30 protein-coding genes are annotated in these 25712 nt (G+C 58.3%); 16 read left to right on the top strand and 14 right to left on the bottom strand.

Going from position 1 to position 25712, the window contains the following annotated elements:
* Window positions 1–2: 2 nt before the first annotated feature.
* The gene (sufT, locus tag DW349_RS17650; protein WP_108125115.1) at window positions 3–851 is read left to right on the top strand and encodes a putative Fe-S cluster assembly protein SufT; all 849 of its coding nucleotides are present in this window, start codon (window positions 3–5) and stop codon (window positions 849–851) included.
* 15 nt (window positions 852–866) lie between these two features.
* Here sufT and DW349_RS11880 read toward each other — a convergent pair whose 3' ends face one another.
* The 3 genes from DW349_RS11880 to DW349_RS11870 are packed head-to-tail and all read right to left on the bottom strand — an operon-like array spanning window position 867 to window position 2742.
* Window positions 867–1277, bottom strand: a complete 411-nt coding sequence (locus tag DW349_RS11880) for an ExbD/TolR family protein (protein ID WP_108125116.1) — start codon at window positions 1275–1277, stop codon at window positions 867–869.
* Between the two features lies 1 nt (window position 1278).
* Entirely contained in the window at window positions 1279–1980 is a 702-nt protein-coding gene (locus tag DW349_RS17630; protein WP_108125117.1) for a MotA/TolQ/ExbB proton channel family protein, read from the bottom strand.
* Window positions 1981–1998: 18 nt separating this feature from the next.
* Window positions 1999–2742, bottom strand: a complete 744-nt coding sequence (locus DW349_RS11870; RefSeq protein WP_108125118.1) for an energy transducer TonB — start codon at window positions 2740–2742, stop codon at window positions 1999–2001.
* A 278-nt stretch (window positions 2743–3020) separates the two neighbouring features.
* Here DW349_RS11870 and moeA point away from each other — a divergent pair, with 278 nt between their 5' ends.
* Window positions 3021–4256, top strand: coding sequence for a molybdopterin molybdotransferase MoeA (gene moeA, locus DW349_RS11865; RefSeq protein WP_108125119.1), 1236 nt, complete (start codon window positions 3021–3023; stop codon window positions 4254–4256).
* A 16-nt stretch (window positions 4257–4272) separates the two neighbouring features.
* Here moeA and gcvT read toward each other — a convergent pair whose 3' ends face one another.
* Entirely contained in the window at window positions 4273–5400 is a 1128-nt protein-coding gene (gcvT, locus tag DW349_RS11860) for a glycine cleavage system aminomethyltransferase GcvT (RefSeq protein WP_108125120.1), read from the bottom strand.
* Between the two features lie 174 nt (window positions 5401–5574).
* Here gcvT and DW349_RS11855 point away from each other — a divergent pair, with 174 nt between their 5' ends.
* Complete coding sequence (locus DW349_RS11855; protein WP_108125121.1) at window positions 5575–6465, top strand: NAD-dependent epimerase/dehydratase family protein; 891 nt, start codon at window positions 5575–5577, stop codon at window positions 6463–6465.
* Window positions 6466–6475: 10 nt separating this feature from the next.
* Here DW349_RS11855 and DW349_RS11850 read toward each other — a convergent pair whose 3' ends face one another.
* From DW349_RS11850 to DW349_RS11840, 3 genes are read right to left on the bottom strand one after another with little or no spacing between them, the layout of a single operon-like run.
* Complete coding sequence (locus DW349_RS11850) at window positions 6476–7963, bottom strand: PhnE/PtxC family ABC transporter permease (protein WP_198650455.1); 1488 nt, start codon at window positions 7961–7963, stop codon at window positions 6476–6478.
* Complete coding sequence (locus DW349_RS11845) at window positions 7960–8631, bottom strand: ATP-binding cassette domain-containing protein (protein ID WP_108125122.1); 672 nt, start codon at window positions 8629–8631, stop codon at window positions 7960–7962. Before DW349_RS11845 ends, DW349_RS11850 begins: the two co-directional genes overlap by 4 nt.
* On the bottom strand, window positions 8628–9491 hold the full coding sequence (locus DW349_RS11840) for a putative selenate ABC transporter substrate-binding protein (RefSeq protein WP_108125123.1): 864 nt from the start codon (window positions 9489–9491) through the stop codon (window positions 8628–8630). The genes DW349_RS11845 and DW349_RS11840 overlap by 4 nt, the downstream gene beginning before the upstream one ends.
* Before the next feature lie 147 nt (window positions 9492–9638).
* Between DW349_RS11840 and DW349_RS11835 the strand changes: the two genes are divergently transcribed.
* Window positions 9639–11333: an L-lactate permease gene (locus DW349_RS11835; protein ID WP_108125124.1), complete on the top strand. Its 1695-nt coding sequence runs from the start codon at window positions 9639–9641 to the stop codon at window positions 11331–11333.
* A gap of 74 nt (window positions 11334–11407) precedes the next feature.
* The gene (locus DW349_RS11830; protein WP_198650456.1) at window positions 11408–12091 is read left to right on the top strand and encodes a hypothetical protein; all 684 of its coding nucleotides are present in this window, start codon (window positions 11408–11410) and stop codon (window positions 12089–12091) included.
* A 4-nt stretch (window positions 12092–12095) separates the two neighbouring features.
* Here DW349_RS11830 and DW349_RS11825 read toward each other — a convergent pair whose 3' ends face one another.
* Both DW349_RS11825 and DW349_RS11820 read right to left on the bottom strand, forming a co-directional pair.
* Window positions 12096–12479 (bottom strand): MAPEG family protein, encoded by a 384-nt coding sequence (locus tag DW349_RS11825; protein WP_108125125.1) that lies wholly within the window; start codon window positions 12477–12479, stop codon window positions 12096–12098.
* Window positions 12480–12536: 57 nt separating this feature from the next.
* On the bottom strand, window positions 12537–13439 hold the full coding sequence (locus DW349_RS11820) for a LysR family transcriptional regulator (protein WP_108125126.1): 903 nt from the start codon (window positions 13437–13439) through the stop codon (window positions 12537–12539).
* Window positions 13440–13579: 140 nt separating this feature from the next.
* Here DW349_RS11820 and DW349_RS11815 point away from each other — a divergent pair, with 140 nt between their 5' ends.
* On the top strand, window positions 13580–13846 hold the full coding sequence (locus tag DW349_RS11815) for a hypothetical protein (protein ID WP_108125127.1): 267 nt from the start codon (window positions 13580–13582) through the stop codon (window positions 13844–13846).
* 60 nt (window positions 13847–13906) lie between these two features.
* The gene (locus DW349_RS11810) at window positions 13907–14497 is read left to right on the top strand and encodes a DUF502 domain-containing protein (protein ID WP_108125128.1); all 591 of its coding nucleotides are present in this window, start codon (window positions 13907–13909) and stop codon (window positions 14495–14497) included.
* Here the strand turns inward: DW349_RS11810 and DW349_RS11805 are convergent, their stop codons facing one another.
* From DW349_RS11805 to DW349_RS11795, 3 genes are all read right to left on the bottom strand, one after another.
* The gene (locus DW349_RS11805) at window positions 14498–14677 is read right to left on the bottom strand and encodes a hypothetical protein (protein WP_108125129.1); all 180 of its coding nucleotides are present in this window, start codon (window positions 14675–14677) and stop codon (window positions 14498–14500) included. It abuts the gene before it with no gap.
* A 46-nt stretch (window positions 14678–14723) separates the two neighbouring features.
* Entirely contained in the window at window positions 14724–15314 is a 591-nt protein-coding gene (locus tag DW349_RS11800) for a DJ-1/PfpI family protein (protein WP_108125130.1), read from the bottom strand.
* Window positions 15315–15388: 74 nt separating this feature from the next.
* Window positions 15389–16786, bottom strand: a complete 1398-nt coding sequence (locus DW349_RS11795; protein WP_108125131.1) for an aminotransferase-like domain-containing protein — start codon at window positions 16784–16786, stop codon at window positions 15389–15391.
* Window positions 16787–17114: 328 nt separating this feature from the next.
* On the opposite strand from DW349_RS11795, the gene DW349_RS11790 reads away from it, so the two are divergent.
* From DW349_RS11790 to DW349_RS11760, 7 genes are read left to right on the top strand one after another with little or no spacing between them, the layout of a single operon-like run.
* The gene (locus DW349_RS11790) at window positions 17115–17597 is read left to right on the top strand and encodes an MSMEG_0572/Sll0783 family nitrogen starvation response protein (RefSeq protein ID WP_108125132.1); all 483 of its coding nucleotides are present in this window, start codon (window positions 17115–17117) and stop codon (window positions 17595–17597) included.
* Window positions 17598–17611: 14 nt separating this feature from the next.
* The gene (locus DW349_RS11785) at window positions 17612–18619 is read left to right on the top strand and encodes a Nit6803 family nitrilase (protein WP_108125133.1); all 1008 of its coding nucleotides are present in this window, start codon (window positions 17612–17614) and stop codon (window positions 18617–18619) included.
* Window positions 18573–19694, top strand: a complete 1122-nt coding sequence (locus DW349_RS11780; protein ID WP_198650457.1) for an MSMEG_0568 family radical SAM protein — start codon at window positions 18573–18575, stop codon at window positions 19692–19694. Before DW349_RS11785 ends, DW349_RS11780 begins: the two co-directional genes overlap by 47 nt.
* Entirely contained in the window at window positions 19691–20302 is a 612-nt protein-coding gene (locus DW349_RS11775) for an MSMEG_0567/Sll0786 family nitrogen starvation N-acetyltransferase (protein WP_108125134.1), read from the top strand. Before DW349_RS11780 ends, DW349_RS11775 begins: the two co-directional genes overlap by 4 nt.
* A complete protein-coding gene (locus DW349_RS11770) occupies window positions 20299–21291 on the top strand; it encodes a sll0787 family AIR synthase-like protein (protein ID WP_108125135.1) in 993 nt (330 codons plus the stop codon). Before DW349_RS11775 ends, DW349_RS11770 begins: the two co-directional genes overlap by 4 nt.
* Before the next feature lies 1 nt (window position 21292).
* Window positions 21293–21577 (top strand): MSMEG_0570 family nitrogen starvation response protein, encoded by a 285-nt coding sequence (locus DW349_RS11765; protein WP_108125136.1) that lies wholly within the window; start codon window positions 21293–21295, stop codon window positions 21575–21577.
* 26 nt (window positions 21578–21603) lie between these two features.
* Window positions 21604–22875, top strand: a complete 1272-nt coding sequence (locus DW349_RS11760; protein ID WP_108125137.1) for an MSMEG_0569 family flavin-dependent oxidoreductase — start codon at window positions 21604–21606, stop codon at window positions 22873–22875.
* A gap of 88 nt (window positions 22876–22963) precedes the next feature.
* Here the strand turns inward: DW349_RS11760 and bfr (DW349_RS11755) are convergent, their stop codons facing one another.
* Entirely contained in the window at window positions 22964–23431 is a 468-nt protein-coding gene (gene bfr, locus DW349_RS11755; RefSeq protein ID WP_108125138.1) for a bacterioferritin, read from the bottom strand.
* Window positions 23432–23433: 2 nt separating this feature from the next.
* The gene (bfr, locus tag DW349_RS11750) at window positions 23434–23910 is read right to left on the bottom strand and encodes a bacterioferritin (RefSeq protein WP_108125139.1); all 477 of its coding nucleotides are present in this window, start codon (window positions 23908–23910) and stop codon (window positions 23434–23436) included.
* Between the two features lie 233 nt (window positions 23911–24143).
* Between bfr (DW349_RS11750) and DW349_RS11745 the strand changes: the two genes are divergently transcribed.
* Entirely contained in the window at window positions 24144–25085 is a 942-nt protein-coding gene (locus tag DW349_RS11745) for an RDD family protein (RefSeq protein ID WP_108125140.1), read from the top strand.
* 9 nt (window positions 25086–25094) lie between these two features.
* Window positions 25095–25652, top strand: coding sequence for a nucleotidyltransferase family protein (locus tag DW349_RS11740; protein WP_108125141.1), 558 nt, complete (start codon window positions 25095–25097; stop codon window positions 25650–25652).
* Window positions 25653–25712 lie beyond the last annotated feature (60 nt).

The following is a 25712-nucleotide window of genomic DNA, read 5'->3' as shown; positions in this document are numbered from 1 at the left end:
GCATGGAATCCAGCCTGAACATTTCCACCGCCGCGCGCGATTTTTTGATCCAGTTGCTGGCGCGCCAGAAGGTGGACGGCATGGCCGCCCGGCTTTTTGTCAGCGACCCCGGCACACCGCGGGCGGAAACCTGTCTGGCCTATTGCCGCCCCGGCGAGGAACAGCCAACCGATACGCGTCTCGACGTCGGCGAAGGCTTGGTGCTGTACCTGGAAAAAGCCAGTCTGCCGTTTTTGAAAGACCTCGAAATGGGCTTGCAGGAAGACGAACGCGGCCAGCGGTTAACGATCAAAGCGCCGCACGCCAAAACGCCGGGCAGCGCGGGCGACACCCGCATTCTGCAACGCGACTGCGCCGCGCGGCAGGTGCCATCCGGTGCGCCGACGACTTTGCCGGAAGGCGCTGAGGTGCGCATTACGCAGTCGCTGGGCGGCAGTTATACCTTGATGTACGGCGGCAATCTGGTGCGCGTCGACGGCAGCGATGCCGATGCGCTCGGGCTGGAACCCAGCGGCCTGACGTTCGAACCGCCGGCCGATGGCCGCATCAGCGAAGAGCAAGTCTGGCAGGCACTGTCGACGGTGTTCGACCCGGAAATTCCGGTCGATATCGTCAATCTGGGTTTGGTCTACAAGCTGGAGATCGATCAGGACACCAAGACGGTCGCGGTTGAAATGACGCTCACCGCGCCCGGCTGCGGCATGGGCGACGTGCTGGTTGGCGACGTGAAATTCCGCGTCGGTCGGGTGCCGTTTGTGCAAAACACCCAGGTCGCGCTGGTGTTTGATCCGCCCTGGCAACAACACATGATGAGCGAAGAAGCCCGGCTTGAGACCGGACTGTTTTTCTAAGCGTTTCGTGCTGCGTTAAGAACCCGGCTCGGTGATAAAACCGAGCGATTGAATGCCGGCCCGTTGCACTGCCGCCATCGTCTTGGCGACGTATTCGTATGGCACGGCGCGGTCGCCGCGCAGATGAATCGGCGGCTGCGGCTGACTCGCCGCGGCGTTCGCCAGGCGGCTTTCCAATTCCTCGAAACTCACCGCTGTGCTGTTCCAGTGCAATTGGCCTTGGGCGCCAACGGCAATGGTGATGGTGTCGGGCGTCGGTTCGGTTGGTGTGTTGTCGGCCTCGGGCAAATCCAGATTCACCGAGTGGGTGATCACCGGCACGGTGATGATGAAGATGATCAGCAGCACCAGCATGACGTCGACCAGCGGCGTCATGTTGATTTCGCTCATTACCTCGTCGTCGTGATTGCTGCCGCCAAAGGCCATCTCAACGCGCTCCTTTGTCGGTTGGGTTAACCGTCGGTGTGCCGGTAATCAGGTAGGCGTGCAACTGCCGCGCGAACCGATCCAACCGACCCAATACGCCCTTGTTGCCACGGGTGATGGCGTTGTAACCGAGCACGGCCGGAATCGCCACGGCCAGACCAAAAGCCGTCATGATCAGCGCTTCGCCGACCGGGCCGGCGACTTTATCGATGCTTGCCTGGCCCGAGACGCCAATGCCAACCAGAGCGTGATAAATGCCCCAGACGGTGCCAAACAAACCGACGAACGGCGCGGTGGAACCGACCGATGCCAGAATCGCCAGGCCGCGTTGCAGCCGCTCACGGCTTTCATCCAGCGCGCTGCCGATGGCGGTGGTCAACCATTCGGTCAGCGGTAATTGGCCGTTCAGATCGTTGCCGTGCGTGCGGTGATAAGTCAGTGCATCGCGGCCGGTTTCGGCCAGCAAGCGATAGGGGTTTTGCGCGTTTTCCGGCTGCAACCGTTGCAGGCCTTCATCGAAATTGTGCGCTTGCCAAAAGGCATTCAATGCCTTGGCCTGGTGGCGCAATTGCCACAAATGCAGCGCCCGCGCCAGGATCACCAGCCAACTGGCGATCGACATCAGCAGCAGCACAACGGCCACACCCTTGATGATGGCGTCGCCCTGGGTCCATAAGGCTTCCAGGCCGTAAGGGTTGTTCATATCTGTCTCCTAGGCTGTTCAATTCAGATTAAAACGCAGGTGCTGTTCGTAGACGTAATCAATCGGTTCGCCGTTCTGTCTGGCCGGTTCGTAACGCCAGTGCCGGACCGCCTCGATAGCGGCGGCATCCAGGCGGCGCGAACCGCTGGATTCGGCCAGGGTGATGTCGCCCACCGAGCCGTCGGCGTAAACGTACACGGTCAACGTCACTATCCCTTCTTCTTTCATGCGCAATGAACGGTTGGGATAGATCGGTCTGGCGTTGTTGAGATAAGCGGCGTCTGAATTCGGCTCGACAATCGGCGCGCCGGCGCTGTCGGCAGGTTCCATGTCCAAATCCAACGGCGCCTCGTTGATGATGTCCGACGGGGCAGACTCAGCCAGTTCCGGCTCAGGTTCAGGAGCGGATTCCGGCTCGGGTTCCGGTTCCGGTATGGGTTCCGGCTTAGGCTCGGGCACTGGCGCCGGTTCCGGCATCGGTTCGGGTTCCGGTGTCGGCGTGGGTTCCGGCTCCGGTGGTGGCGGTTCTGGTTTCGGTTGCGGCGGTGCCGAGGCCGATGTCGGTGCCTGCAAGGTTTCGGCGGGCGGTGCTTCGATTAACACGCCGCTGATGGTGGGCGGTTTGGCACGATGTTGCGGTTCCGGCCCGGCGAAATACAGCGCGCCCAATACCGCTGCGTGCAGGCTGACAACGGCAACCAGCAGTGCAAACGGCAGAGCGAGACGGCGCCAGCTCAGGGGCGTGTCAGACAGGTCGAACATGAAAACTCGATGGCAACAGGCGGTTGTTCATAACGTCCAAATGGCGGTGTTGGGCTGTCTGGGTGGGCGTTCAATTGCGCCAATGCTGCAACAACGAATCCAGGTGCCCGGGTGTAATGGAGCCAAATGATAATAATTAACGTTACAGATGCACAGGGGGTTAAGGAAAATCCTCCAAGGTAAAGCAGGGCACCTGGCGTGCGGATCGGCTGGTCAGTGTCAGATCCATTGGTCAAAATGGCGGGCGATCTGAGGGGGAGCTTGAGGGAGACGGATGTATGGGATGTTCCGATAAACCCGGTCTGCAGCCGCTGGATGCCGGCCTGGACCAGTTACTGACGCGCATCACGCCGCTAGAAGGCAGCGAAACCGTGGCGCTGACCAACAGCCTGGGCCGCATTACCGCCAAGGCGGTGCGCGCTGAAACGCCGGTTCCGGCCTGGGACAATTCAGCGATGGACGGCTACGCCCTGCGCCGAGCCGACCTTCTGGCCGACAAGCCGCTGCCCATTCAGGGCCGTTCGCTGGCCGGTCAACCCTATACCGAACCGCTGAAACCGGGCTATTGCGTCCGGGTGATGACGGGTGCCGTCTTGCCGGCCGGGTGTGATGCCGTGGTGATGCAGGAAGAAGCCGAGGTCAGCGATGACGGTGTGGTGTTTCACAAAGTGCCGGAAGAGGGCAACAACATCCGTCACGCCGGTGACGATTGCCGGGTGGGCGATCGTTTGCTGCCCGAAGGCCATCGCATCCGGCCGCAGGATCTGGCGCTGCTGGCGAGCGTCGGTTGCGCCGAGGTCAGCGTGCGGCCGCGTTTGAAAGTGGCGTTGCTGGCAACGGGCGATGAACTGCGGCAGCCCGGAGAGGCCTTAAACGTTGGCGATCTGTACGATTCAAACCGGCCCGCTCTCTACGCCTTGCTGGAACGGCTCGGCGTTCAGGTGCACGACTTCGGCGTTGTAGCGGACGACCCCGATGCCTTGCGCGAGGTGTTGCAACAGGCCGATGCCAGCTGCGATCTGATCATCACCAGCGGCGGCGTTAGCGTCGGCGAGGCGGATTACACCCGTCAGGTATTGGGCGAGTTGGGCGAGATTGAACTGTGGAAACTGGCGATTAAACCCGGCAAGCCGCTGGCCTTTGGTCGGCTGAATCGCAGTTGGTTCATTGGTTTGCCGGGCAACCCGGTGTCATCGCTGGTGACCTTTCATCTGGTCGCCGCGCGCGCCATTCGGCGTCTGCAAGGCCAGCCCGATCAACCCCTGGCGCAACTGACCGCCGTCACCACCGATGCGCTCCACAAAACGCCGGGCCGCATGGATTTCCAACGCGGCGTCTGGCGCCAAACCGAACACGGGGTGGAAGTGCGGTCTAGCCGAACGCAGCAGGCTTCGCACATTCTCGGTTCGATGACCGAAGCCAATTGCTACATCGCGCTGGAACAGGATCGCGGCCCGGTGGAACCGGGCGAGACGGTGACGCTGTGGCTGTTCGACGGCCTGTTTGCGGATTAAGTTCGCGGATTAAGCGTCAGCCGCGCACGTAACCGGGCGTGACGAACGGCATTTTACTGACCGTCATCGGCAGTTGCTTGCCACGCACTTCGGCGAACACAGCGGTGTCGAGTGCGCTGTAAGCGGCATCGACGTAACCCATGGCGACCGGCGCTTCGACGCTCGGGCCGAAGGTGCCGCTGGTGACAACGCCGATTTTCTGGCCGTCGGCGTTGAACAGTTCGGTGCCTTCGCGTACCGGCGCGCGGTCTTCGCCGATCAGGCCGACGCGTTTACGGCCGGCGTCTTTGCGATCGATCTGACCCAGAATTACCTCGGCACCGGGGAAACCACCGGCGCGTTCGCCGTCGCTGCGACGGGCTTTGGAAATCGCCCAGATCAGGCTGGCTTCGGCCGGTGTGGTGCCGGTGTCGATGTCGTGTCCGTACAGGCACAAACCGCCTTCCAGACGCAGCGAATCGCGCGCGCCCAGGCCAATGGCTTCGACTTCCGGCTCCGCCAGCAGTTTGCGCACCAGTGCTTCAGCGGCTTCGGCCGGGACGGAGATTTCAACGCCGTCTTCGCCGGTGTAGCCGCTGCGTGAGACAAAGCAGAGCTGACCGTCGATGTCGAGTTGCTGGTTGTCCATAAACACCAGATCGCGCACCGCCGGTTGCAAGCGCGCCAGTACCTCAACCGCCAGCGGGCCTTGCAGCGCAATCAAAGCGCGGTCGGTTAATTCGGTCAGCGTGATGTCGGCCGGCAGATGGCGGCGCAAATGCGCGATGTCGTCGGCTTTGCAGGCAGCGTTCACCACCAGATAGAGCGCATCGCCCTGATTGGTGATCATCAGATCGTCGAGAATACCGCCGGATTCGTTGGTGAATAACGCATAACGCTGGCGGCCTTCGGGCAGATCAATCACATCGACCGGCACCAGCGCTTCCAACGCAGCCGCCACATTCGGACCGGCTAAACGCACTTGCCCCATGTGCGACACATCGAACAAACCCGCCTTGGCGCGGGTGTGCAAGTGCTCACCTTTAACGCCCAACGGATATTGCACCGGCATGGAGTAACCGGCGAACGGCACCATGCGCGCGCCCAGTTCAATGTGCAGGTCGGTCAGAGGCGTGGTGTTCAGATTGTCCGGGCTGGCAGTCATGGGGTTCTCCGTGGGCGAGCTGCAATGTTGAGCTGAATAGTGGGCCGGATGATGCAACAAAGCGACGGCCATTCCAAACAAAAAGTTTCCAATAGGAAACACAAGAAAAATGCACCGCGCCGCTTTCTGTTAGCATGGCCGCCGTCACTGAATCGAACAACACGAGGACACCCCATGCGCATCCTGTTTACCGGCGGCAGCGGCAAGGCCGGACGTCACGCCACGGCCTATTTACGCGATCAGGGCCACCGTATCACCAATCTTGATTGGGCCGATTCCGACGTGCCCGGCATCAAAACATTGAAGATCGATTTAACCGACGCCGGCCAGGTGTTCAACGCCTGTAGCGCCTACGCCGATTTCGACGAACTGGAACCCGGCACTGGCGTACCGCGTTACGACGCCATCGTCCATTTTGCCGCCATTCCCGCCATTCTGTTTCGGCCCGACAACGAAACCTTCCGCATCAATACATTGAGCACCTACAACGTGCTCGACGCCGCTACGAAGCTGGGCATTCGCAAAGTTATTTTCGCCTCGAGTGAGACGACCTACGGCGTCTGCTTTGCCGATGGTTTAAAACAACCGGACTATTTGCCGGTCGACGAAGAACACCCCACCGTGCCACAAGACAGCTACGCCATGAGCAAAGTCGTCAACGAAGTCACCGCTCGTTCATTCCAGGCGCGCAGCGGCATCGACATCTACGGCTTGCGCATCAACAACGTCATTGAACCGCACGAATACGCGCAGAATTTTCCGGCTTACATGACGAACCCTGAGCTGCGTCGGCGCAATATTTTCGCCTACATCGACGCGCGTGATTTGGGGCAGATGGTGGAGTGCTGTTTGCAAACCGATGGCTTAGGCTACGAAGTGTTTAACGTATCCAACGACGATCTGTCGGTTGGCATCAGCAACCCGGAAGTAATTGAACGCTTTTATTCCGGCGTGCCGGTCAAGCGCGAAATGGGCGAGTGGGAAACTTTTTACAGCAACGCCAAAGCCAAACGATTGTTGGGTTTTGCACCGCAACATTCGTGGCGCGATGTGTTGAAAAACTAAGGCGGTTTTTTTAACACAGCACCAGTTGCTGTTTTAAATGCAGGCGTTGACGCAGCGAGCGCGCCGCGGCGTCAACGCCGATATTCAGCAAAGCGGTTGCGATCAACAACACCATAGCGCGATCAAACCGAAACTCGGAAAACGCCGAGTCGATAAAAAAGCCCAGCGTCGGAATACCGAGCATGCCAAGGATGGCGGTTTCGCGAATCACCGTTTCAAAACGGTACAGCGTGAACGCCAAAAACAACCGGTACTGACGCGGCAAGACTTCAAAGAAATATCTATTCAAACCACGGGCGGCATCGAGCCGTAACGTCAGTGTGTTGCTGTATTGCCCAACCAGATGCCCGACGATGGCGCCGTTGTGCAAGCCCAGCGCCAGCACCGCCGGCAGCATCGACGGGCCTAATAACATCAGCGCCATAAAGGCCAGCAGATATTCCGGCAACGAGCGCAACACCACCAATACGCCGTGCCCGGCCAGACGACTGACGCGGTTGCCAAACAGCGTGGAAACGGCGGGAAAACTGATCAACCCAATCACGCCCATCAACACCAGCGCCAGCATGGATAACACCAGGGTGTTGCCGACGCCGGGTGCAATCTGATCAGACCAGAGCTGATGTAACCAGGGAATAAATTCTTCCGGGTGACCGTTACGCAACGGCGCCGGCACAATATCGTGGGTTAAAAACCGCGTCATTAAAGCCGGATTAATCGTCGTCACTGGCGGCAGCCAGAACAATGAACCGATCAGAAAAACCGGCAGGGCGCGACGGCGGCACCACAGCGGCAACGTCGCGATCAACAACAGCAGGGCGTAAAAATACACCGCGCCTTCGGCGTAAAAACCCTGCCGCAATAACGACTCCAGGTGATAACCCAGCGTCGGCAAACCGATAAAGCCCAGCACCGCCGACGAGCGCAAACCGCACTCCAGTCGATAGCGCGTATAGGCCGCCAAATTCGGCCAGGCCTGCGGCAAGGTTGTAAACAACAGCCGCGATAATACTGATGTTTTTTCCGGCAAAGTCTGGCCCGGTGTCGGGTCCACTTCTTCGAATAATTCGCCATAGACTTTGGCGAAAATACCGGCGTAAGGCACGGCGATGGCGAGCACACCGGCGGGCGTGCTGAGGCCGAATAATTGAATAAACAACAACGCCCAAAACAGTTCGTGCACAGCGCGGACGGAAGCAGCGAATACGCGCACGGCGCGCCAGCGATACACCAACGCCAACGCAAAACCCAGCACGGCACCCAAGGCAACGCCCTCGAACGCGAAGGCGAGGGTGTTGAGCATGGCGGTTAGCAGGGTGTGGTTATCGGGCCAGGTTGGTTGTAATAAACCGAGCGCCAGTTGCGCCAATTCGTGGCCGGGGTTCAGTGTTTCGATGCTGAAATCGGCCCAGGGCAAACACAGCGCTGCCAACAGCACGATCAAGCCGGTGGTGCGCAACATGGCATGCGCGGAACGGATCGGGCGGATGTCGTTCATGCAGCGCTGGGGTAAAGGTGGGCGAGGTCGGCGGACTGCAATTGCGCCGCCGGGGCATCGAGAATAATCCGGCCGTCTTTCAAGCCGATGATGCGGGTGCAGTGCGTCAACGCCTGGTCGATGTTGTGCAACGCCAACACCACAGTTTCGTGTTGTTCGATGATCAGCCGCAACAGATCGTCGGCCTGATGTTCATCGACCGCCGACACCGGTTCGTCGCCAATAAACACCGGCCGTTGTTGATACAAAGCGCGGCCCAGATTAACGCGGCTTTGTTGCCCGCCCGACAGTCGATCGACCGATTGCAACAGCCGGCCATCCAACCCCAATCGTTGCGCCAGGGTTGTCAGTTCTGCGCGCCGCTGCGGCGCCGGCCAGATTAAATTGCGCAGGTTGTACAGCGTCGAATAACGATCCAGCCGGCCCATATAGAGGTTGTGAAACACCGACAGCAACGGCACCAGCCCGGTTTGCTGCGGACACCAGGCAACCTGATCGGGACGCTGCTGACGCAGGGCGCGCAGCAAGGTGGTTTTGCCGCTGCCGGATTCACCGAGCAGCGCCACGGTTTCGCCTGCGGCAATGTGCAGTTTGAGGTCGCGCAAAATCACGCGACCCTCAACGCCGAGCTCCGCTTGTTCGATGGCGAACAACGGCGTCGAATTCACTGGGCGTCCATCAGGCCGATGCTGACGGCGGTGTCTTCAATCGGCGCGTAATCGGCGTTGGTGGCCGGTACGAAACCGGAGCGCGGGAAGGCGGCCAGCAGCGTCGGGTCGGTCATGTTCAGCAGCGCTTGTTGCACGCGTTCGGTGAAGCCGGCGCCAAAGCGGGCATCGACATCGCCGCGAATGGTCCATTGATAATCCGGGTAAGTCGGGCTTTCCCAAATCACCTGAACGGCGTCGGTGTCGACATTGCCGGCCGCGACTTCGGCATCCCAAACGGCGTAATTCAATGCGCCGATTTGGTAAGCGCCGGATTCCACCAGCGCGATGGTGCGCGAGTGATCGCCGGAAAAACCGACGCGTTCAAAAACAGATTCCGGCGCGGTACCGAAGGCGTTGCGCAAATAATATTCCGGCATCAGGCGTCCGGACGTGGAGCCTTTGGAGCCGAAGGTGAAACTCAGACCGCGCAGCGAATCATTCAGTTCGGTCATCGGTGCCAGGCCGGTGCTGGTGTGTGCAATCAGATAACTTTTAAAGGCGGTGTCTTCTGCGCCTTGCGCAATGGCCTGGCTGCCCGGTACCAGGCGCCGCGCCTGCACGCCGGTCAGACCACCAAACCAGGCCAGTTGCACCTGATCGTTGCGAAACGCCGACACGGCTGCTTCGTAACTTTTCACCGGAATGTATTCAACCTCGACGCCGAGTTCGGCCTGTAAATAGTCGGCAATCTGGCCGAAGCGTTCGGTCAGACGGCGCTCGTCCTGATCGGGAATGGCGGTAAACACAAAGCGGTCGGCGTGGGCAACACCGGCTACAGCACAGAGTAGAAGCCCTGATAAAAGGTTGGAAAGGCGCATGGCGATGATCCTTGTCATCCAGTGGAAACGGCGCGGCAGTATATCAGATTGGGCGTTTCGATCTTGCTATTGACCTGTGGCAAGTCGCCAACCTTCGACGCACATTAAGGTAAGTCAAATTCAGTTGATTTTTGGAAGGAACCAACGATGGACACCTTACTCTACGGTCTCGCTTTTCTGCCCATTTTACTCGCGGGTATTTTATTGGTCGGGTTTCACTGGCCGGCTTCGCGGGCGATGCCGGTGGTGCTGATTGTCGCCATCGTTATGGCGTTGCTGGCCTGGCAGATGCCAGCCATTCGGGTGCTGGCGTCAATGCTGCAAGGCTTGATGCTGACCGCCGGTATTTTGTGGATCATTTTCGGCGCGCTCCTGTTGTTGAACACTTTAAAAGTCTCCGGCGCACTCACCGCCATTCGCGCCGGCTTTTCACACATCAGCCCGGACCGACGCATTCAGGTGATCATCGTCGCCTGGCTGTTCGGTTGTTTTCTTGAAGGCGCGTCGGGCTTTGGCACCACCGCTGCGATTGCTGCGCCCTTGATGGTGGCGCTCGGTTTTCCGGCGTTGGCGGCGGTGGTGATGGGCATGATGATTCAATCCACGCCGGTGTCGTTCGGTGCCGTCGGCACGCCTTTGGTGGTGGGTGTGAGCGGCGGTCTGGATAAAGCTGGTATCAGCGAAATGCTGGTGGCGAACGGCAGCAGTTGGACGGAATTTTATCGGCTGCTGGTATCGGAAGTGGCAATCACGCACGGCATTATCGGCACGCTGATGCCGCTGTTGATGTGCCTGATGCTGACCCGCTTTTTCGGCGCCCGTAAATCCTGGCGCGAAGGGTTGGCGGTAGCGCCGTTTGCGTTGTTCGCCGGTGCGGCGTTCACCGTGCCTTATATGTTGGCGGGTGTATTTCTGGGCCCGGAATTTCCGTCCATGATCGGCGCCTTAGTGGGTTTGGCGATTGTGGTGCCGGCAGCACAACGCGGCTTTTTAATGCCCAAAGACAACTGGGATTTCGCGCCCGCTGAGCAATGGCCGGCCACCTGGTTCGGCACCGTCAACATCAATCTCGACGATCTGACTCACCACAAACCCATGCCGCTGTTGCTCGCCTGGGTGCCGTATCTGGCACTGGCATTGGCCTTGGTGGTGACTCGCGCCTTTGCGCCGATCAAGGATTTCTGCATTCAGTTTTTGTCGATTCACTGGAACGACATTCTCGGCCAGGTGGGCGTCAGCGGTTACATCGAACCCTTGTATTTACCCGGCGGCATTATGGTGTTGGTGGTGTTGTTTACCGCGCTGGTGCAACGCATCAAACCGGGTGAATTACGCACCGCGTTGGGCGAATCCACTCATACGTTGATGGGCGCAGGCTTTGTATTGGTATTCACCATTCCGATGGTGCGGATTCTGATCAACTCCGGCGTTAATGCTGCCGATTTGCCGTCGATGCCACGCGCCATGGCTGAGCTGGTGGAGATGTCGGTCGGGGCGGTTTATCCGTTCTTTACCGCGACCGTTGGCGCGCTCGGTGCCTTTATCGCCGGTTCGAATACGTTGTCGAATCTGATGTTGTCGGATTTCCAATTCAACACCGCGCAATTGCTGGGCGTGTCTGGCGCCATGTTGGTGGCGAGCCAGGCAGTTGGGGCGGCAGCGGGTAACATGATCGCGATTCACAATGTGGTGGCAGCCTCGGCCACTGTCGGCTTGTTGGGACAGGAAGGGCGAACCTTGCGGTTGACCATTTTGCCGACGCTTTATTACCTGGCCGCGACCGGCGTAATCACCGTTTTGGCGGTGTACGGTATCGGTATTTTAGACCCGACGATGTATTAGCCATTTGCAAGTGTCGGTCCAAATTGAATGGGCTATAGTGTCCGGCACCTGTTAAAACCGAAAGGGAATGAGTGATGAAGTGGACCGTTTGCCAGACCGCCTTGGGCGTGTTGTTGTCGGCGAGTGTGACTGGGATTGCGCACGCTGTGGATTGGTCGGAAGAACCGACCTACGGCACCGTCAATCTGGACGTTGGCTTTTTGCCGGACCCCTATGTGATTTCTTTGACCGCCGGCGGCAGCGACTCCGCCAGCGAAGCGCATTCCAGTTGTTCCGGCTACATCAGCGACGCCCCGGATGTGGATCTGAATTACGACGCGGGCAATGAATCGTTGTCGATTTATGTCGAGTCCGACGCCGATACCACCCTGGTGGTGTACGACGCCGATGGCAACTGGCATTGCAGCGACGATTACGCCAGCGACGCCGCCGGCACCAATCCAGGTCTGGTGCTGACCAACCCGTCGTCAGGCAACTACAACATCTGGATTGGTACTTACGAGGTGGGTGAATTGCCGTCGGCGGTGCTGAAAATTTCTGAGCTGCCGCCGGCTTGGGAATCGTCGTCCAGCAGTGTCAGCAGTGCCGACGATATCGAGTGGGGCGACAACACCAGCGAGTGGGCTAACGATGGCGAGTGCGATGATCCGCGTTTCGCCGGCCCTGGCGCGGCCGCTGGCAACAACGCCAGTGACCGATACCACGACGCTAACGACTGCCGCATGCTCTATCAAAGCGGTGAGTTGTACCTGCGCTGATTGATCAGATCAGCAACTCCCAACCCAATACGCCGATGGCCGCTGCCGTCCACAGGTAAGTGACGGCAGCGCCCCAGAAGCGCAGCAGCCGGTTCGGGCCGAGCATGCCCAAAGCGTGCATGACGCGGCCCAGCGTAAAGCCCAAGACCAGCACGCCCAGCCACCAATCCGCCGTTAATTGCAGCGACAGCGCCAACACCAGCAACGCAAAGATCGGGGTGTATTCGATGCCATTGGCGTGCGCGCGAATGGCGCGACGCACCGCCGGTTCGTCACCGTCGCCGTTGGCGATGTTATGGCGCCGACGCACCAGCGAAACGTTGAGTGCCAACACCAGCAGCAACAGGGCATTGGCGACGGTGAACAGGCAAAACCAGTAGAACGACATGGGCGTTTCCCAATCCGTAAAGGAGAGCGGGATTGTAGTGAAGCGCGCCGTGGCTGGCTAATAAGGGCTGTGCAATTGTTCGAGCACATAACCGGCTAAGGCATCGCTCGCCGGTCCGCGACCTTCGCGGCGCACCATTAACAATTGATAGCTGCCCGGAGAGGGCAGACCGGATTCTTCACCGAGCACCCGCAGCGGCGCTCGTACCAGCTTGCGCGGTATGGGTGCCACGGCCAGGTCGGCCAGCAGGGCCGCTTCCTGACCGGCGCAATTCTCGCAGGTGTAGGCCACGCGATAGGCAATGCCGGCGGCATCCAGGGCACTCAATGCCATGGCGCGCCAGGCGCAGCCGTGATTCGCCAGTGCCAGCGGCAACGGCGAACGACGCAGCGCATCACCGCCATCGCGTCCGGCCCAAACCAGGGTGTCGGTGTGTACCACCTCGCCGCGGCTGGGGTCCTGGCCTTCGTTGCCATTGGTGATCAAGACGACATCCAGCTCACCGTTGTCGAGCTTCTCCAGCATGGAACGGCTGCCACCGACAATGACATCGACCTGCACCGCCGGGTGTGAACGCGCAAACTGCGCCAGCACGCCAGGCAACAACCGCGTACCGACGTCGTCGGGCGTGCCGAAACGTACCCGGCCTTCCAGGCGAGGGGCGAGAAATTGCGTCACCGTCTCTTCATTCAATTTCAGTAACCGACGGCCGAAGCTGAGCAGCACTTCGCCCTCTGGCGTGAGTCGAACCTGACGCGCATCGCGCACGAACAATGCCTGGCCCAGCGTTCCCTCCAGGCGCTTTATCTGCATGCTCAACGCACCGGGCGTTCGGAAAACCTGACGGGCCGCGCGGGTAAAACTGCCGGTTTCGGCGATGGCAACAAAGCTGCGCACCAGATCGGTATCCAGCAATGGCAGGGGCTTGAGCGGTGATTCTGGGGATTGGCGGCTGGTCATCGTTTAGATTTTCTAAAACAAGTGTGCAGTTTTTTTAGTTTGTCTGAATGCCACTGTCAAGCCATCCTCCTCTTCGTGGTCGCGACCCACCGAACTCAAACGCTGAACCGTCTGGCTGAATGCCAGCAAGAGAGGTCGCTATGTCGATGAATTCCGTATGCAACACCCGCTTGGAGCCGCACGCCGATCATTTGGATCGCCCGGCCTGGTTGGAACGTCTGTCTACCTGGCGCGATGCCTGGCTGAACCGTCGCCGTCTCGCCCGGCTGTTGAGTTACGACGATCATTTACTGGCCGATATGGGCTATCGCCGCATTGATCTGACGGACGCCATGGCCGTGCCGACCCGAGCCGAAGCCGAGGCGCTGTTGCAGCAGCGTAAAGAGGAGCGCCGCCGCACCGGTTGAGTTTCGGCCGATGAAATCCCTGTGCGACACTGACCGCCGTTTGGGTCTTTGGAGTTCGCAATGAAGCGCATTCTGTTGCGCGGCACGCTGAGCATGTTGCCGCTGGTGATTTCCATCTGGTTGTTCTGGTCGATCGCCGTCACGCTCGATAATTTGGGGCGCACGCTGCTCGAATTGGTCGGTCTTAACTTGCCTTGGGCAGGAAGCGGATTCGTCCTGATCGTGGCGATGATTCTGACGGTAGGTATGGCGTTGAGTGTGCGGCCGTTCCATTGGCTGTTCCGTCAGTTTGAACGTCAGCTGTTGCGGTTTCCGGTGCTGAAAACCGTGTACGGTGCGGTCAAAGATGTGGCGACGCTGATCAGCCAGAACGATGACGAACCGGGCCGGCGGCAGACGGTTCTGGTCAGGCAAGGCAACGGCTACACCGTTGGCTTTGTCACCAGTGATCGCCTGCCCGGACCGCTGGCAAATGCGATGCCGGCAAGCGATGACGACCCCTGGGTGCCGGTGCTGATTCAGATCAGTTATCAGGTGGCCGGGTTAACAGTGCTGGCGCGACGTTCGGACCTGATTGAAGTGGATTGGTCGTTCGATGAAGCGCTGGCCTTTATGGTGACAGCGGGCATTAATCGATCCGGCACCGAATGATCAACCGTGGTATTCAAAGCCGCCGCTGCCGAGTAAAAAGCTGATGCCGGCACCGATCATCGCCAGAATAAACAGCGCCGGTATGGCGGCAATGGCCCACTTCACCATAAACACCACCATCGATAAAAAAGGCATGCGAATGTTGGTGACGGTCACTTCGGTGGGTTGACGATCAGACATGTTGCGCTCCTTTTTAGGGGTTAAATTTACGGGTTAAAAATTCGAATTAACCGGTGGGGTTTTCCAACCAGTGAAACTCCATTTGCCGGGCAGTTCGTTCGGCCAGATCACGGCCAGCCAAACGCTCCACCAAATGCAAACTCATGTCGATGCCGGCGGAAATTCCGCCGGACGTCAGGCGGTCGCCGGCATCAATCCAACGCACCTTATCGACCACCGTCAACGACGGGAATTGCCGTTGCAGATCGGTCTGATCTTCCCAATGCGTTGTTACACGACGACCATCAAGCAAGCCCGCCTGCGCCAACACAAATGCCCCGGTGCATACTGACGCCAGGATCGATACTTCATCGGCTTGTTCGATTAACCAATCCAATACCGGCTGACGATGCATCACCTCGGTATGAACGCCGCCAACCACCAGCAGGGCGTCGAGCGCCGGGTGCTGATCCAGCGTGAAATTCGGTTGCACGCGAAAACCGGCGCGTGCCGTGACCGGCTTACTGTCTTCGCTGATCAGATACGGCGTTAACCGGTTGGCGTCACCACCCAATCGAATGGCGGTGGAAAACACCTCAAAGGGGCCGGAAAAATCCAATACTTCGGCCTGGTCATAAATAAAGATGCCAATGCTCATGCTGATACCTCTCCACCGATCGGCAGCAAACCTTATTGCGTTTGCTGCGTTTTGAACATGGTTTGATAACGCACTTAACTGCTTAAAGACGATAAATAGGCCGGCTGGTCGATTAAATCTGCCACGTGCTGCACCCCTTCTTCCCAGTCGCCGCGGCTGATCGGGCCACCAAAGCACAGGCGCAACGCGTCCGGCGGGTTATTGTCGGTACTGAACACCGCACTCGAGACCGCGCTGACGCCAAGCTGGCGCAACTGCACCGCCAGTTCCGACGGATTCCAGTTTGATGACTTCGGCAATTTCAACCACAGATGAAAAGCGCCCGGCGCACTGAACACCCGCTGTCGGCCCAGATGCTGCTCGGCCAGTTTCAGCCGTGCCTTGGCTTCCATTCGTACCGCACGGCGCATGGCCTCGGCGGTGCCGTCCTTAATCCAGTTGCTGACCAGCGCATTGACCAGCGGGCTCGACATGACCGACAGCGCCCGCATCGCTCCGGCCACGCGCTGCGCCTGACGCTTGCTGGGTGCGTGCAAAAAGGCCGAACGCAGACCGGGGCCAAAGCATTTGGACGTGCCCATGATGTAGTAGGTCAGATCCGGTGCCAGCGCGGCCATCGGCGTCACGGCAGATTCGCTGAGCAGAGTGTAGGCGTCGTCTTCGATGATCGGAATGCTGTAGCGCAGCGCCACGTCTGCCAGCGCTTCACGCCGCCCGATGGGAATGGTGGTGGTGGTCGGGTTGTGAATGGTTGGGTTGAGGTAGAGCACGGCCACATTGCCGGCCTTGCAGGCGTCTTCAAACGGAGTCACCAGCGGGCCATCGGCATCGCGCTCCAGTGAATGCAGATGCAGACCAAGCTGGGCGGCAATTGCCTTGATGCCGGGGTAGGCCAGACTTTCCACGCAGATAACCTGGCCCGGCTCTACCAGATGAGTGATCAACCCCAGCAAGGCGCTGTGAATGCCGGGGCAGACCAGCGTCTGTTCAAACTGAGCGTCGATGCGTTGATCGAGCCACAGCAAGGCCGCTTCGCGGTCGGTCTGACTGCCGCCAAAAGCCTGATAGCGCAGCAGGGAATAGAGGTCTTGCTGTGCCATCACCGAGATAGCGCTGTCGCGCACCTGTTCGATCAGGGTCGGGATCGACGGCTCGATGATCAGGTTCATGGTCATTTCATAGGTGCCGTGGCTGGGCTGCACCCGAGCGGTATGGCCTTTGATGTAACTGCCGGAACCGGGATGGGAATCGATCAGGCCGCGCTTGCGCGCTTCGCTGTAGGCGCGCGCCGCCGTGGTGTAGTTGATGTCGAGCGCTGCGGCCAGGTCGCGCAATGGCGGCAGGCGGTCGCGTGCAGCCAGCCGGCCGGAATCGATGTCTTCACTGATCAGGTCGGCAATCAGGCGGTAAGCCGGTACTCCCTGGCTGTTTTGCAGTCGGCTGAACCAGCGCTTTAAATCCGGATTCGTCATGGCAGGTATCCAATCAATATGCAATCAATGCGTCTAATATATCGAATCATTATAGCGGGCGCGATAGATAGACCCAGGGCGGGTTCCAAATAAGCGCAGGCCGAAATGGCGCGCACTATCCTGGTTCATTGCTGTCATCTGTCAATCGGGTGGTGATGGCGGGCTAACTTATATGACAAAAATATTTTCGGATCGCCAGCGTTAGTGATGTCAAATTGATCGAATATTGATTGCATTTTGCCTGATATCAATTGGCATATCGGTTGCTCAAGGCTGATTGCATCGCCGCGCACTGCGGCATTCAGCCAACCCACAAGCGGAGTCAGACATGCCAACCGTTACTCAAGCAAAACATCAGGCCGGCGATTTTTTCGTGGATTATGAAGAAAAGGTCTTTGACGACATCAAAGCCAATCCGGGTGAAAAAGCTCTGGTGACCTTCCATACCGTTGCCTTCGAAGGCTCCATCGGCTTGGTCAACATGCTGCAAGCCACCCGTTTGCTGCGCAAAGGTTATGAAACCTCCATCCTGCTGTACGGCCCGGGTGTGACGCTGGGCATTCAGCGCGGCTTTCCGACGCTGGGCGACGAAGCATTTCCCGGCCACCAGAATTACGCCAACCAACTGACCAAATTCATGGCCGAAGGCGGCAAGGTGTACGCCTGTCGTTTTGCCTTGCAAGCGCTATACGGACACGGCGAACCGGCTTTGGTGGAAGGCATTGTCCCGATCAACCCGCTCGACGTGCTCGATCTCAAACTGATGCACCTGCGCGACAACGCCGTCATCTTGGATACCTGGACTCTTTAAGGAGCGCAGCGGCGATGACCACTTCGATGGTACGGGCCGCTGCCGTTCAAATCGCACCGGATCTGCATACCGCAGAAGCCACCTTGTCCAAGGTGCTCGGTGCGATGGAAGAGGCAGCCGCCAAAGGCGCGGAGCTGGTGGTTTTTCCGGAAACCTTCGTGCCTTACTACCCCTATTTTTCCTTTGTTTATCCGCCAGTGGCAGCAGGCGCGGAGCATCTGCGGCTGTACGAGCAGGCGGTGGTGGTGCCCGGGCCGATCACCGAAGCGGTGGCCGAATACGCGCGCCGCTTGCAATTGGTGGTGGTGCTGGGCGTGAACGAGCGCGACCACGGCAGTCTGTACAACACCCAGTTGATCTTCGACGCCGATGGCCGCCTGTTGCTGCAACGTCGCAAGATCACCCCGACCTATCACGAACGCATGATTTGGGGGCAGGGCGATGCGTCGGGATTGAAAGTCGTGGAAACCCGCGTCGGCCGTGTTGGCGCTTTGGCGTGCTGGGAGCACTACAACCCGCTGGCGCGCTATGCGCTGATGACGCAGCACGAACAGATTCATTGCAGTCAGTTTCCCGGCTCCCTGGTGGGCCCGGTGTTTGCCGACCAGATTGAAGCCACCATCCGGCACCATGCGCTGGAAGCCGGTTGCTTTGTGGTCAACGCCACTGGCTGGCTCACCGACGCGCAAATTGAATCCATCACGCCCGATGAAAAATTGCAGCGCGCACTGCGCGACGGTTGCAACACCGCCATCATCTCGCCCGAAGGCAAGCACCTGGCCGAGCCGTTGCGCCAGGGCGAAGGCCTGGTGATTGCCGACTTGGATTTCGCGCTGATCGACAAACGCAAACGCATGATGGATTCGGTCGGCCACTACGCCCGGCCGGAATTACTCAGTCTGGCGATCAACGATCAGCCAGCCCGGACGCATCGACCGATGACGCCCGCCATCGATAACGACCAAGGATTAGCCCATGACCACGATCAATCGCAGTCAGTCGCGTCAGAGCTTGATGACTGAATTGCAGACCCGGGGTCTGCGTCTGCAAGATGTGAATCATCAGTTTGTCAGCCGCCGTGGCGGTGCCGGTCCGTCGGATCATCAGGCGGTGACCATCGACGGCACTACGTTGATGGTGCCCATCTACACCCAGTCGGCCTGGCGCTCGCCGTTCACCGTCGAACAGGATGACGATCAGACGCGCCTGGCCGCCGACAGCATTCCATTAACCGACATCACCTTCGCCAGTCAGCCGAAGTTTTACGACCTCAGCACGGCCGACGGCATTCCCTATTCGCACATCGCCACCCTGCACAGCCGCGATGTGTTGGCGACCACGGTGTTGCAAACCTGCATTCGCTATGAAAGTCGGCGCAAGGCGTGCCATTTCTGTTCCATCGGTCAGTCATTGCGCGCCGGCCGCACCATCGCCCACAAAACGCCCGAACAATTGGCTGAGGTGGCGAAGGCGGCGGTCGAGTTGGATGGCGTCAAACACATGGTGATGACCACGGGCACACCAGCGACATCCGACCGGGGCGCGGCTGTATTGTGCGACAGCGCCCGCGCCATTCGCGCCGCGGTGGATTTACCGATCCAGGCACAGTGCGAACCACCGGACGATCCCGCCTGGTATCAGCGCATGAAGGATGCCGGTATCGATTCACTGGGCATGCATCTGGAAGTGGTGACCGAAGAGCTGCGCCAAAAACTGATGCCGGGTAAAGCCAGTATCAATGTGCCGACCTATCTCAGCGCTTTTGCCGAAGCAGTGGCTGTGTTCGGACGCGGTCAGGTGAGTACTTACATCCTGGCCGGACTGGGCGACACGCCGCAAACCATTCTTGAACTCTGTGATCAATTGATCGACATCGGCGTCTACCCGTTTGTGGTGCCGTTTGTGCCAATTACTGGCACGCCGTTGGAAGATCACCCGGCACCGGACGCAGCCTTTATGGAATCGATCCTGGCGCCGCTGGGTCGGCAACTGCGCCAGGCGGACTTGTTGTCCATCGACATCAAAGCCGGCTGCGGTCGCTGCGGCGCCTGTTCAACGCTGGCCGGTTACGAACGCGAAGAGTCGGTGGCGCTATGACTATCAAACAGGTTTATTCGGGCGACGCGGTTTTTTATTCGGGCTACACCGTCAAATGGGCTGACCTGCCGTGGGAAATTGAGCAGGCCCACGCCCTGCGACGTCGGGTTTTCTGTCAGGAACAGGCGTTGTTTGAACACGATGATCGCGACGCCATCGACGATCAGGCGCAACTGTTGGTGGCACTGGGAGATTTGGCGGGTTGGCACGATCAATTGGTCGGCACAGTGCGAATTCATCAGCCGGAGGCGGGTGTTTGGTGGGGATCACGGTTGGCGGTTGATCAGCATTTTCGCCGTCAGGGTCAGATCGGCAGCACGCTGATTCGGCTGGCCGTCAGCAGCGCGCACGCTCTGGGTTGCCAGCGCTTTTTTGCGCACGTCCAACAGCAGAATGAAACCTTGTTTCAGCGTCTGCACTGGTCCACTCAAGGCGACATCATGATTCACGGCCAGCCGCATCTGGTGATGGAAGCCGACCTGAATTATTACCCGCCGTGTGCCACGCCCTACAGCGGTTTTGTGGCGCGTTCACGCGCGCCGAAAATGCCATCGATCGGACACGCCTGGTTGGAACTGCCAGCGGTTGAGCAGAGGTTGAGCGCATGAGCCTCGACTTACCCGCTCTGTTGGCCGCCGTGGCCGAACGCAGCGGCTTGAACGCCAAGGCAGACATCGCTCAGGTCACCGCCGACTTGCCGGATCTGCCGTTTGGCTGGCACGCCAACGGTGACGACACCGCCGCCATTCCCAATGGCGACGGCTACCAACTGCTGGCCATCGAAGGTTTTATTAATCGCTTTGTCGATCAGGACCCTTGGTTCGCTGGCTGGTGCGGCGTCATGGTCAACCTCAGTGATATTGCCGCCATGGGTGGCCGACCGGTGGCGGTGGTCAACGCGCTTTGGGACAGTCAGGCTGAACACGCCAATCAGATCATGGCGGGCATGATCGCTGCGGCACAAACGTTCGATGTTCCCATCGTTGGCGGGCACACCAATTTATCGACGCCGCAGTCGCAATTAGCGGTCGCGGTGTTGGGCCAGGCCAAAAAATTATTGAGCAGTTACCAGGCCAGATCCGGCCAGGTTTTGATTGCCGCCATTGATTTGCGCGGTGCGTTCCGGCGGCCGTTTTTGAACTGGAATTGCGCCACCGAAGCGCCGGCTCATCGTTTGCGCGCCGATCTGGAATTGCTGCCTGCTTTAGCGGAAAAGGGTTGGGTCAGCGCCGCCAAAGACATCAGCCAGGCGGGCATTTTGGGCACCCTGCTGATGCTGCTCGAATGTTCAGGCGTAGCCGCCACCATCGATCTGCAAGCCTTGCCCAAACCAGACGATGAAGACTGGTTGGAATGGTTGTGCGCCTTTCCCAGTTACGGCTATTTGCTCAGCTGTGACGAAGTTCATCTGGATAGGGTTCTGGCGCAATTTCACCAGCGTGATATTGCCGCAGCCTGCATAGGCCAATGCCAGACCGGACATCAATTAACCGTGCAATACGGTCATCAAAGCCAGGTATTTCGCGATCTGAAAAAAACGCCCCTGATGGGTTTTAAATTACCGGCCAACCCGGCCGCCATTCTGATGGAGAGCTAAGATGCCAGCCGTCTATTTCACCGTGCAATGGCCCGATGGCGAGCAGGAAAAATGTTATTCACCCTCGACCATCGTGCACCAACATTTTAAGGCCGGCGATGCTATGTCGCTGACCGATTTTGTGCAGCGCGCTGAACAATCGTTAGCAGAAGCCAGCAATCGGGTGGAGCAAAAATTTGGTTATTACTGCTCCAGCGCACTTGATCAACTCGGCAAGATTCGGTTGCGCGCGGCGGGCTTTGACGACTGGGACAGCGCCCAGGTCACCATCCTCGAATTAAGCTGATTTTTTGTTATTGATTTGGAGTCATCATGAGTACTGCAACAACGCATTATCCGGTCATCGTTATTGGCGGTGGTCAGGCAGGTTTGAGCATCAGTTATTACCTGACGCAAGCACGGATCGATCACTGTGTGCTGGAAAAGAAAACCGTCATGCACAGTTGGAAATACGAACGTTGGGATTCGTTCACGCTGGTGACGCCCAACTGGCAATGCGATTTGCCGGGCCATCCCTACGACGGTAACGATCCTCAGGGGTTTATGAACCGAGAGGAAATCATCGCGTATCTACAGCGTTTTGCCGACAAAGTTAAAGCACCGGTGCGTGAAGGCGTGACGGTTGAGTGGGTGACCAGCGACGCCAACGGCCGTTATCAGATTCGTACCGACCAGGGCGAGTTCAGTGCCGATCAAGTGGTCGTTGCCAGTGGCGCCTACCATTTGCCGGTGGTGCCGCGCATGGCCGAACGCCTGCCGGCGGAATTGACCCAGATTCACTCGGCCGATTACAAAAATGCCGACCAGTTACCCGAAGGCGGCGTCCTGGTGGTGGGCTCGGGGCAGTCCGGTGCGCAGATCGCCGAAGACTTGCATCTGGCAGGACGGCAAGTGCATTTAGCGACGGGTAACGCGCCGCGAGTGGCGCGGTTTTATCGCGGTAAAGATGTGGTCGAATGGCTCGATGACATGGGTTATTACCGTCAGTCGGTGAACGAACATCCGCTCGGCCGAAACGTTCGTTCCAACACCAACCATTACGTGACCGGTCGTGATGGTGGTCGCGATGTCGACCTGCGCCGCTTCGCCAGTGAAGGCATGCAGCTCTATGGCACGCTCGACGATTTCGCTCAGGGCGTGTTCCGTTTTCGCGCCAACCTGGCCGAGAATTTAGACAAGGCCGACGCCACCTACAACAACATCAATGCGCGCATTGATGCCTGGATTGAACAGGCAGACATCGACACCGAAATCGGGCCGTCGCGTTATGAGCCGCTGTGGCAACCAGATTATGAACGCACCGAAGTGACATTGAGTGAGATGGGCATCACCACCATTTTGTGGTGCATCGGATACCGGCCCGATTACAGCTGGCTGGATGCGCCGGTATTTAACGGCCAGGGTTATCCGCAATTTGAACGCGGCATAAGCCCGCAACCGGGTTTGTATTTCCTCGGTTTGCCCTGGTTGCACACCTGGGGTTCGGGGCGTTTTTCTGGGATCGACGAAGACGCGCGTTTCTTGCTACAGGTTATTTCGGCCTATGTGCAAGGTGAACAATTACTGGCATCGGGTGCGGCTTAAACGGCTACAAGAAGGCGATTATAAAAAGCGGCGATAAAAAAGCCGGCCAGGGTTGCCCCTTTGCCGGCCAGATTATTCTGGTGGGATGTTACAGCTGGGATTGCAAGTAACGTTCTACGCCGATCATCTTGATCAGTCGCAGTTGTTGCTCCAGGAAATAGGCGTGGTCCATTTCGGTGTCGTCGAGCAGCGTGACCAGCATGTCGCGTGTCACATAATCCTGTTCGGCTTCGCACAATTTAATGGTGTCTTTGAGCGCGTCTTTGACTTCAATTTCCAAGTCGAGATCGGCTTGCAACATTTCCGGAACGTCTTTGCCGATGCGAATGGCGGCGCGGGTTTTCATGTCCGGTTTGCCTTCGAGAAACAGCATGCGTTCGATCAATTTGGTGGCGTGGCCGCGTTCGTCATCGAATTCATGATCGATGCGTTCATACAATTTGTTCAGTCCCCAATCGCGGTACATCTGCGAATGCAGAAAATACTGGTCCATGGCCGCCAGTTCATTCGACAGCAGCATGTTCAGGGCGTCGATGATTTTTGCGTTGCCTTTCATGATCAGTCCTCGTCGGTTATCTGTGCTTGCAGATAATGTTCGATGCCCATGGCACCGATTTGATACTGCTGGGTTTCCACCCAATCCAAATGTTCTTCTTCGTCTTCGAGTATTTCCGTCAACAGATCGCGGCTGACGAATTCCTGATTTTGCTCGCAGACTTCAATCGCTTCACGCAACTGCGCGATGGCTTCAATTTGAAAATCGTGATCGGCCTGCAACATCTCGACAGTGTGTTCGCCAATCATCAGACGATTGAGTTTTTGCAGGTTGGGCAAACCTTCCAGAAACAAAATGCGTTCGATCAATTCGTCCGCCTGTTTCATGTCTTTGATCGACTTTTTGTAATTGACTTCGTTCAGCCGCTCCAGACCCCAGTTTTTGTACATGCGGGCGTGCAGGAAATAGTGATTGATCGCCGTCAGTTCGGTGGTCAATACCTTGTTTAATTGTTCGATGATGCGGCTGTCCCCTTTCACGGGCGTCGCCTCCGTCTGTGGAAGTTCGCGGCATTATAGCGGTGTCGACCGGCGTTTTGATGCCTCTTGCGGTGAAAAGTTTTTACATTTTGTTACCGATGGGAAATGCTAGCCGTTGCGAAGGGAAGCAAGGTCGGTTCGCAATTGGATTTGCGTCAGAAAGTCGCTTGCATGCCCGCCGTCGGGCACAGTAACAGTGATGACAAATTGGAAAACGGAACAGGGAACACCGCATGAGCGAGATTGAAAGCCCGGTATGGATTGTCGGTTTCTGGCGCCGCTTCGCCGCCTTTGCCATCGATGTGATTGTGCTTGGCTTGGTCGGCGTGTTGTTAGGGCTGATTGCCAGCACGCAGTTGGTCCAGCTTGGCCCTTGGGGGCGTGCGTTAGGGTTTGTTATCACGGTTGTCTATTTCGGCGTGCAGGAAAGTGGTCTTGCGCGTGGTCAGACGCTCGGCAAACGGCTATTGAACGTGGCGGTGCGGAAGACGGATGGTGGCTATTTGCCGTTGTGGCAGAGCTTGCTTCGTGCGGCGGTGTTTGCGTTACCGGTGTCGCTCAACGGCGCGCAAGTGCCTGAATGGATTTTGCTGAGCTGGCTGCGTTACGGGCTGTTGCTGGTCATCTTGGGTGGCCTGTTGTCGTACGCTTATTTGCTGATCTTCAACCGATTAACCCGGCAAGCACCTTACGATCTGTTGGTCGGCTCTGTGGTGGTGAAAGCCGACCTCGAACCGCAACCGGTTGCGGGTGTTTGGCGGGGACATTATTGGGCGTTGTTGGTGCTGGCGATTGTTGTGCTAATGGGCGGGTATGCCTTTACTCAGCAGTTGAGCCGGTATTCGGATCAATTGGCACCGCTCCACGCCATTCAAGAAATGGTCAGCCAGGAAGAAGGCGTGGATTATACCCGGGTGTCGATTAATTTCCCAACGCTGAAACAGGCGACTATTACCGACAGCTACCTGACCATTCAGGCGGTGATCGATACCAAGACAATCGATGATCCGGAGTTGGCAAAACGGTTGGCACTGCGGGCGATGGCAGCGGATGAATCCGTTACTCAGGTGCAGGCTATTTCGGTGGTGTTGAGTTACGGCTACGACATTGGCTTTGCCTCGTTCTGGCGGCATCAGTCGTTCCCATTCAAGCCAGAAGAATTGCAGCCTGAGTAACCGAATTGGATGAACCCTGAACGATTGCTGGCCGAATGGTTGTTGGCCGAGGCCGATCGCATGGCCGCACTGACGACGCTTGCTGCATTCAATTTACCCGATGCCTATCTGGCCGCCGGTTTTGTGCGCAATCTGGTGTGGGACCGGCTGCACGGTTACCGCCAGACGACGCCCTTGCAGGATCTGGATGTGGTGTATTTCGATGCCGACGATTGCGACGCCAGCCGTGATCGGGCACTGGAACGGGCGTTATCTGAGCAATGGCCGGCGCCCTGGTCGGTAAAAAATCAGGCGCGGATGCATCGCCGCAATGGCGACGCGCCTTACCGTTCCACCGCCGATGCAATGAGTTATTGGGTGGAAGTGGAGACCGCTGTCGGGGTTCGTCTGAATGCAGACGGTGCCTTGGCGTTTTGTGCGCCGTTGGGGTTGGCGTCGTTGTTGGCCGGTGAGCTGACGCTGAACCCTAAACGACCCAAGCCAGACGATTTTCAGCAGCGCCTGGTCGGCAAAGAGTGGAAAACACGCTGGCCGGGGTTAACGATCCGTTCCTTTTCGGACAAGTAACAGCACGCCAAAGCGCAATTGCCGCTGAAATCACCGCTAATTATCGCGAAATCCCTGGCG

The organism is Saccharospirillum mangrovi (assembly GCF_003367315.1).
In the GTDB taxonomy this organism is placed as follows: domain Bacteria; phylum Pseudomonadota; class Gammaproteobacteria; order Pseudomonadales; family Natronospirillaceae; genus Saccharospirillum; species Saccharospirillum mangrovi.
Note: the sequence above shows the minus strand (reverse complement) of the source record. Positions and strands in the feature narration are given on the sequence as shown.

What these genes read in the sequence shown, in the direction of transcription:
- DW349_RS11880 (WP_108125116.1), bottom strand. Translation starts at nt 1,277, where the DNA reads ATGGCCTTTGGCGGCAGCAATCACGACGACGAGGTAATGAGCGAAATC.
- DW349_RS11840 (WP_108125123.1), bottom strand. Translation starts at nt 9,491, where the DNA reads ATGCGCCTTTCCAACCTTTTATCAGGGCTTCTACTCTGTGCTGTAGCC.
- DW349_RS11780 (WP_198650457.1), top strand. Translation starts at nt 18,573, where the DNA reads ATGACCACGATCAATCGCAGTCAGTCGCGTCAGAGCTTGATGACTGAA.
- DW349_RS11790 (WP_108125132.1), top strand. Translation starts at nt 17,115, where the DNA reads ATGCCAACCGTTACTCAAGCAAAACATCAGGCCGGCGATTTTTTCGTG.
- DW349_RS11800 (WP_108125130.1), bottom strand. Translation starts at nt 15,314, where the DNA reads ATGAGCATTGGCATCTTTATTTATGACCAGGCCGAAGTATTGGATTTT.
- DW349_RS11825 (WP_108125125.1), bottom strand. Translation starts at nt 12,479, where the DNA reads ATGTCGTTCTACTGGTTTTGCCTGTTCACCGTCGCCAATGCCCTGTTG.
- DW349_RS11850 (WP_198650455.1), bottom strand. Translation starts at nt 7,963, where the DNA reads ATGAACGACATCCGCCCGATCCGTTCCGCGCATGCCATGTTGCGCACC.
- DW349_RS11760 (WP_108125137.1), top strand. Translation starts at nt 21,604, where the DNA reads ATGAGTACTGCAACAACGCATTATCCGGTCATCGTTATTGGCGGTGGT.
- DW349_RS11745 (WP_108125140.1), top strand. Translation starts at nt 24,144, where the DNA reads ATGAGCGAGATTGAAAGCCCGGTATGGATTGTCGGTTTCTGGCGCCGC.
- bfr (WP_108125138.1), bottom strand. Translation starts at nt 23,431, where the DNA reads ATGAAAGGCAACGCAAAAATCATCGACGCCCTGAACATGCTGCTGTCG.
- DW349_RS11820 (WP_108125126.1), bottom strand. Translation starts at nt 13,439, where the DNA reads ATGACCAGCCGCCAATCCCCAGAATCACCGCTCAAGCCCCTGCCATTG.
- DW349_RS11835 (WP_108125124.1), top strand. Translation starts at nt 9,639, where the DNA reads ATGGACACCTTACTCTACGGTCTCGCTTTTCTGCCCATTTTACTCGCG.
- DW349_RS11870 (WP_108125118.1), bottom strand. Translation starts at nt 2,742, where the DNA reads ATGTTCGACCTGTCTGACACGCCCCTGAGCTGGCGCCGTCTCGCTCTG.
- DW349_RS11855 (WP_108125121.1), top strand. Translation starts at nt 5,575, where the DNA reads ATGCGCATCCTGTTTACCGGCGGCAGCGGCAAGGCCGGACGTCACGCC.
- DW349_RS11815 (WP_108125127.1), top strand. Translation starts at nt 13,580, where the DNA reads ATGTCGATGAATTCCGTATGCAACACCCGCTTGGAGCCGCACGCCGAT.
- moeA (WP_108125119.1), top strand. Translation starts at nt 3,021, where the DNA reads ATGGGATGTTCCGATAAACCCGGTCTGCAGCCGCTGGATGCCGGCCTG.
- sufT (WP_108125115.1), top strand. Translation starts at nt 3, where the DNA reads ATGGAATCCAGCCTGAACATTTCCACCGCCGCGCGCGATTTTTTGATC.
- DW349_RS11830 (WP_198650456.1), top strand. Translation starts at nt 11,408, where the DNA reads ATGAAGTGGACCGTTTGCCAGACCGCCTTGGGCGTGTTGTTGTCGGCG.
- DW349_RS11775 (WP_108125134.1), top strand. Translation starts at nt 19,691, where the DNA reads ATGACTATCAAACAGGTTTATTCGGGCGACGCGGTTTTTTATTCGGGC.
- DW349_RS11785 (WP_108125133.1), top strand. Translation starts at nt 17,612, where the DNA reads ATGACCACTTCGATGGTACGGGCCGCTGCCGTTCAAATCGCACCGGAT.
- DW349_RS11795 (WP_108125131.1), bottom strand. Translation starts at nt 16,786, where the DNA reads ATGACGAATCCGGATTTAAAGCGCTGGTTCAGCCGACTGCAAAACAGC.
- DW349_RS11810 (WP_108125128.1), top strand. Translation starts at nt 13,907, where the DNA reads ATGAAGCGCATTCTGTTGCGCGGCACGCTGAGCATGTTGCCGCTGGTG.
- DW349_RS17630 (WP_108125117.1), bottom strand. Translation starts at nt 1,980, where the DNA reads ATGAACAACCCTTACGGCCTGGAAGCCTTATGGACCCAGGGCGACGCC.
- DW349_RS11805 (WP_108125129.1), bottom strand. Translation starts at nt 14,677, where the DNA reads ATGTCTGATCGTCAACCCACCGAAGTGACCGTCACCAACATTCGCATG.
- DW349_RS11765 (WP_108125136.1), top strand. Translation starts at nt 21,293, where the DNA reads ATGCCAGCCGTCTATTTCACCGTGCAATGGCCCGATGGCGAGCAGGAA.
- gcvT (WP_108125120.1), bottom strand. Translation starts at nt 5,400, where the DNA reads ATGACTGCCAGCCCGGACAATCTGAACACCACGCCTCTGACCGACCTG.
- DW349_RS11740 (WP_108125141.1), top strand. Translation starts at nt 25,095, where the DNA reads ATGAACCCTGAACGATTGCTGGCCGAATGGTTGTTGGCCGAGGCCGAT.
- DW349_RS11770 (WP_108125135.1), top strand. Translation starts at nt 20,299, where the DNA reads ATGAGCCTCGACTTACCCGCTCTGTTGGCCGCCGTGGCCGAACGCAGC.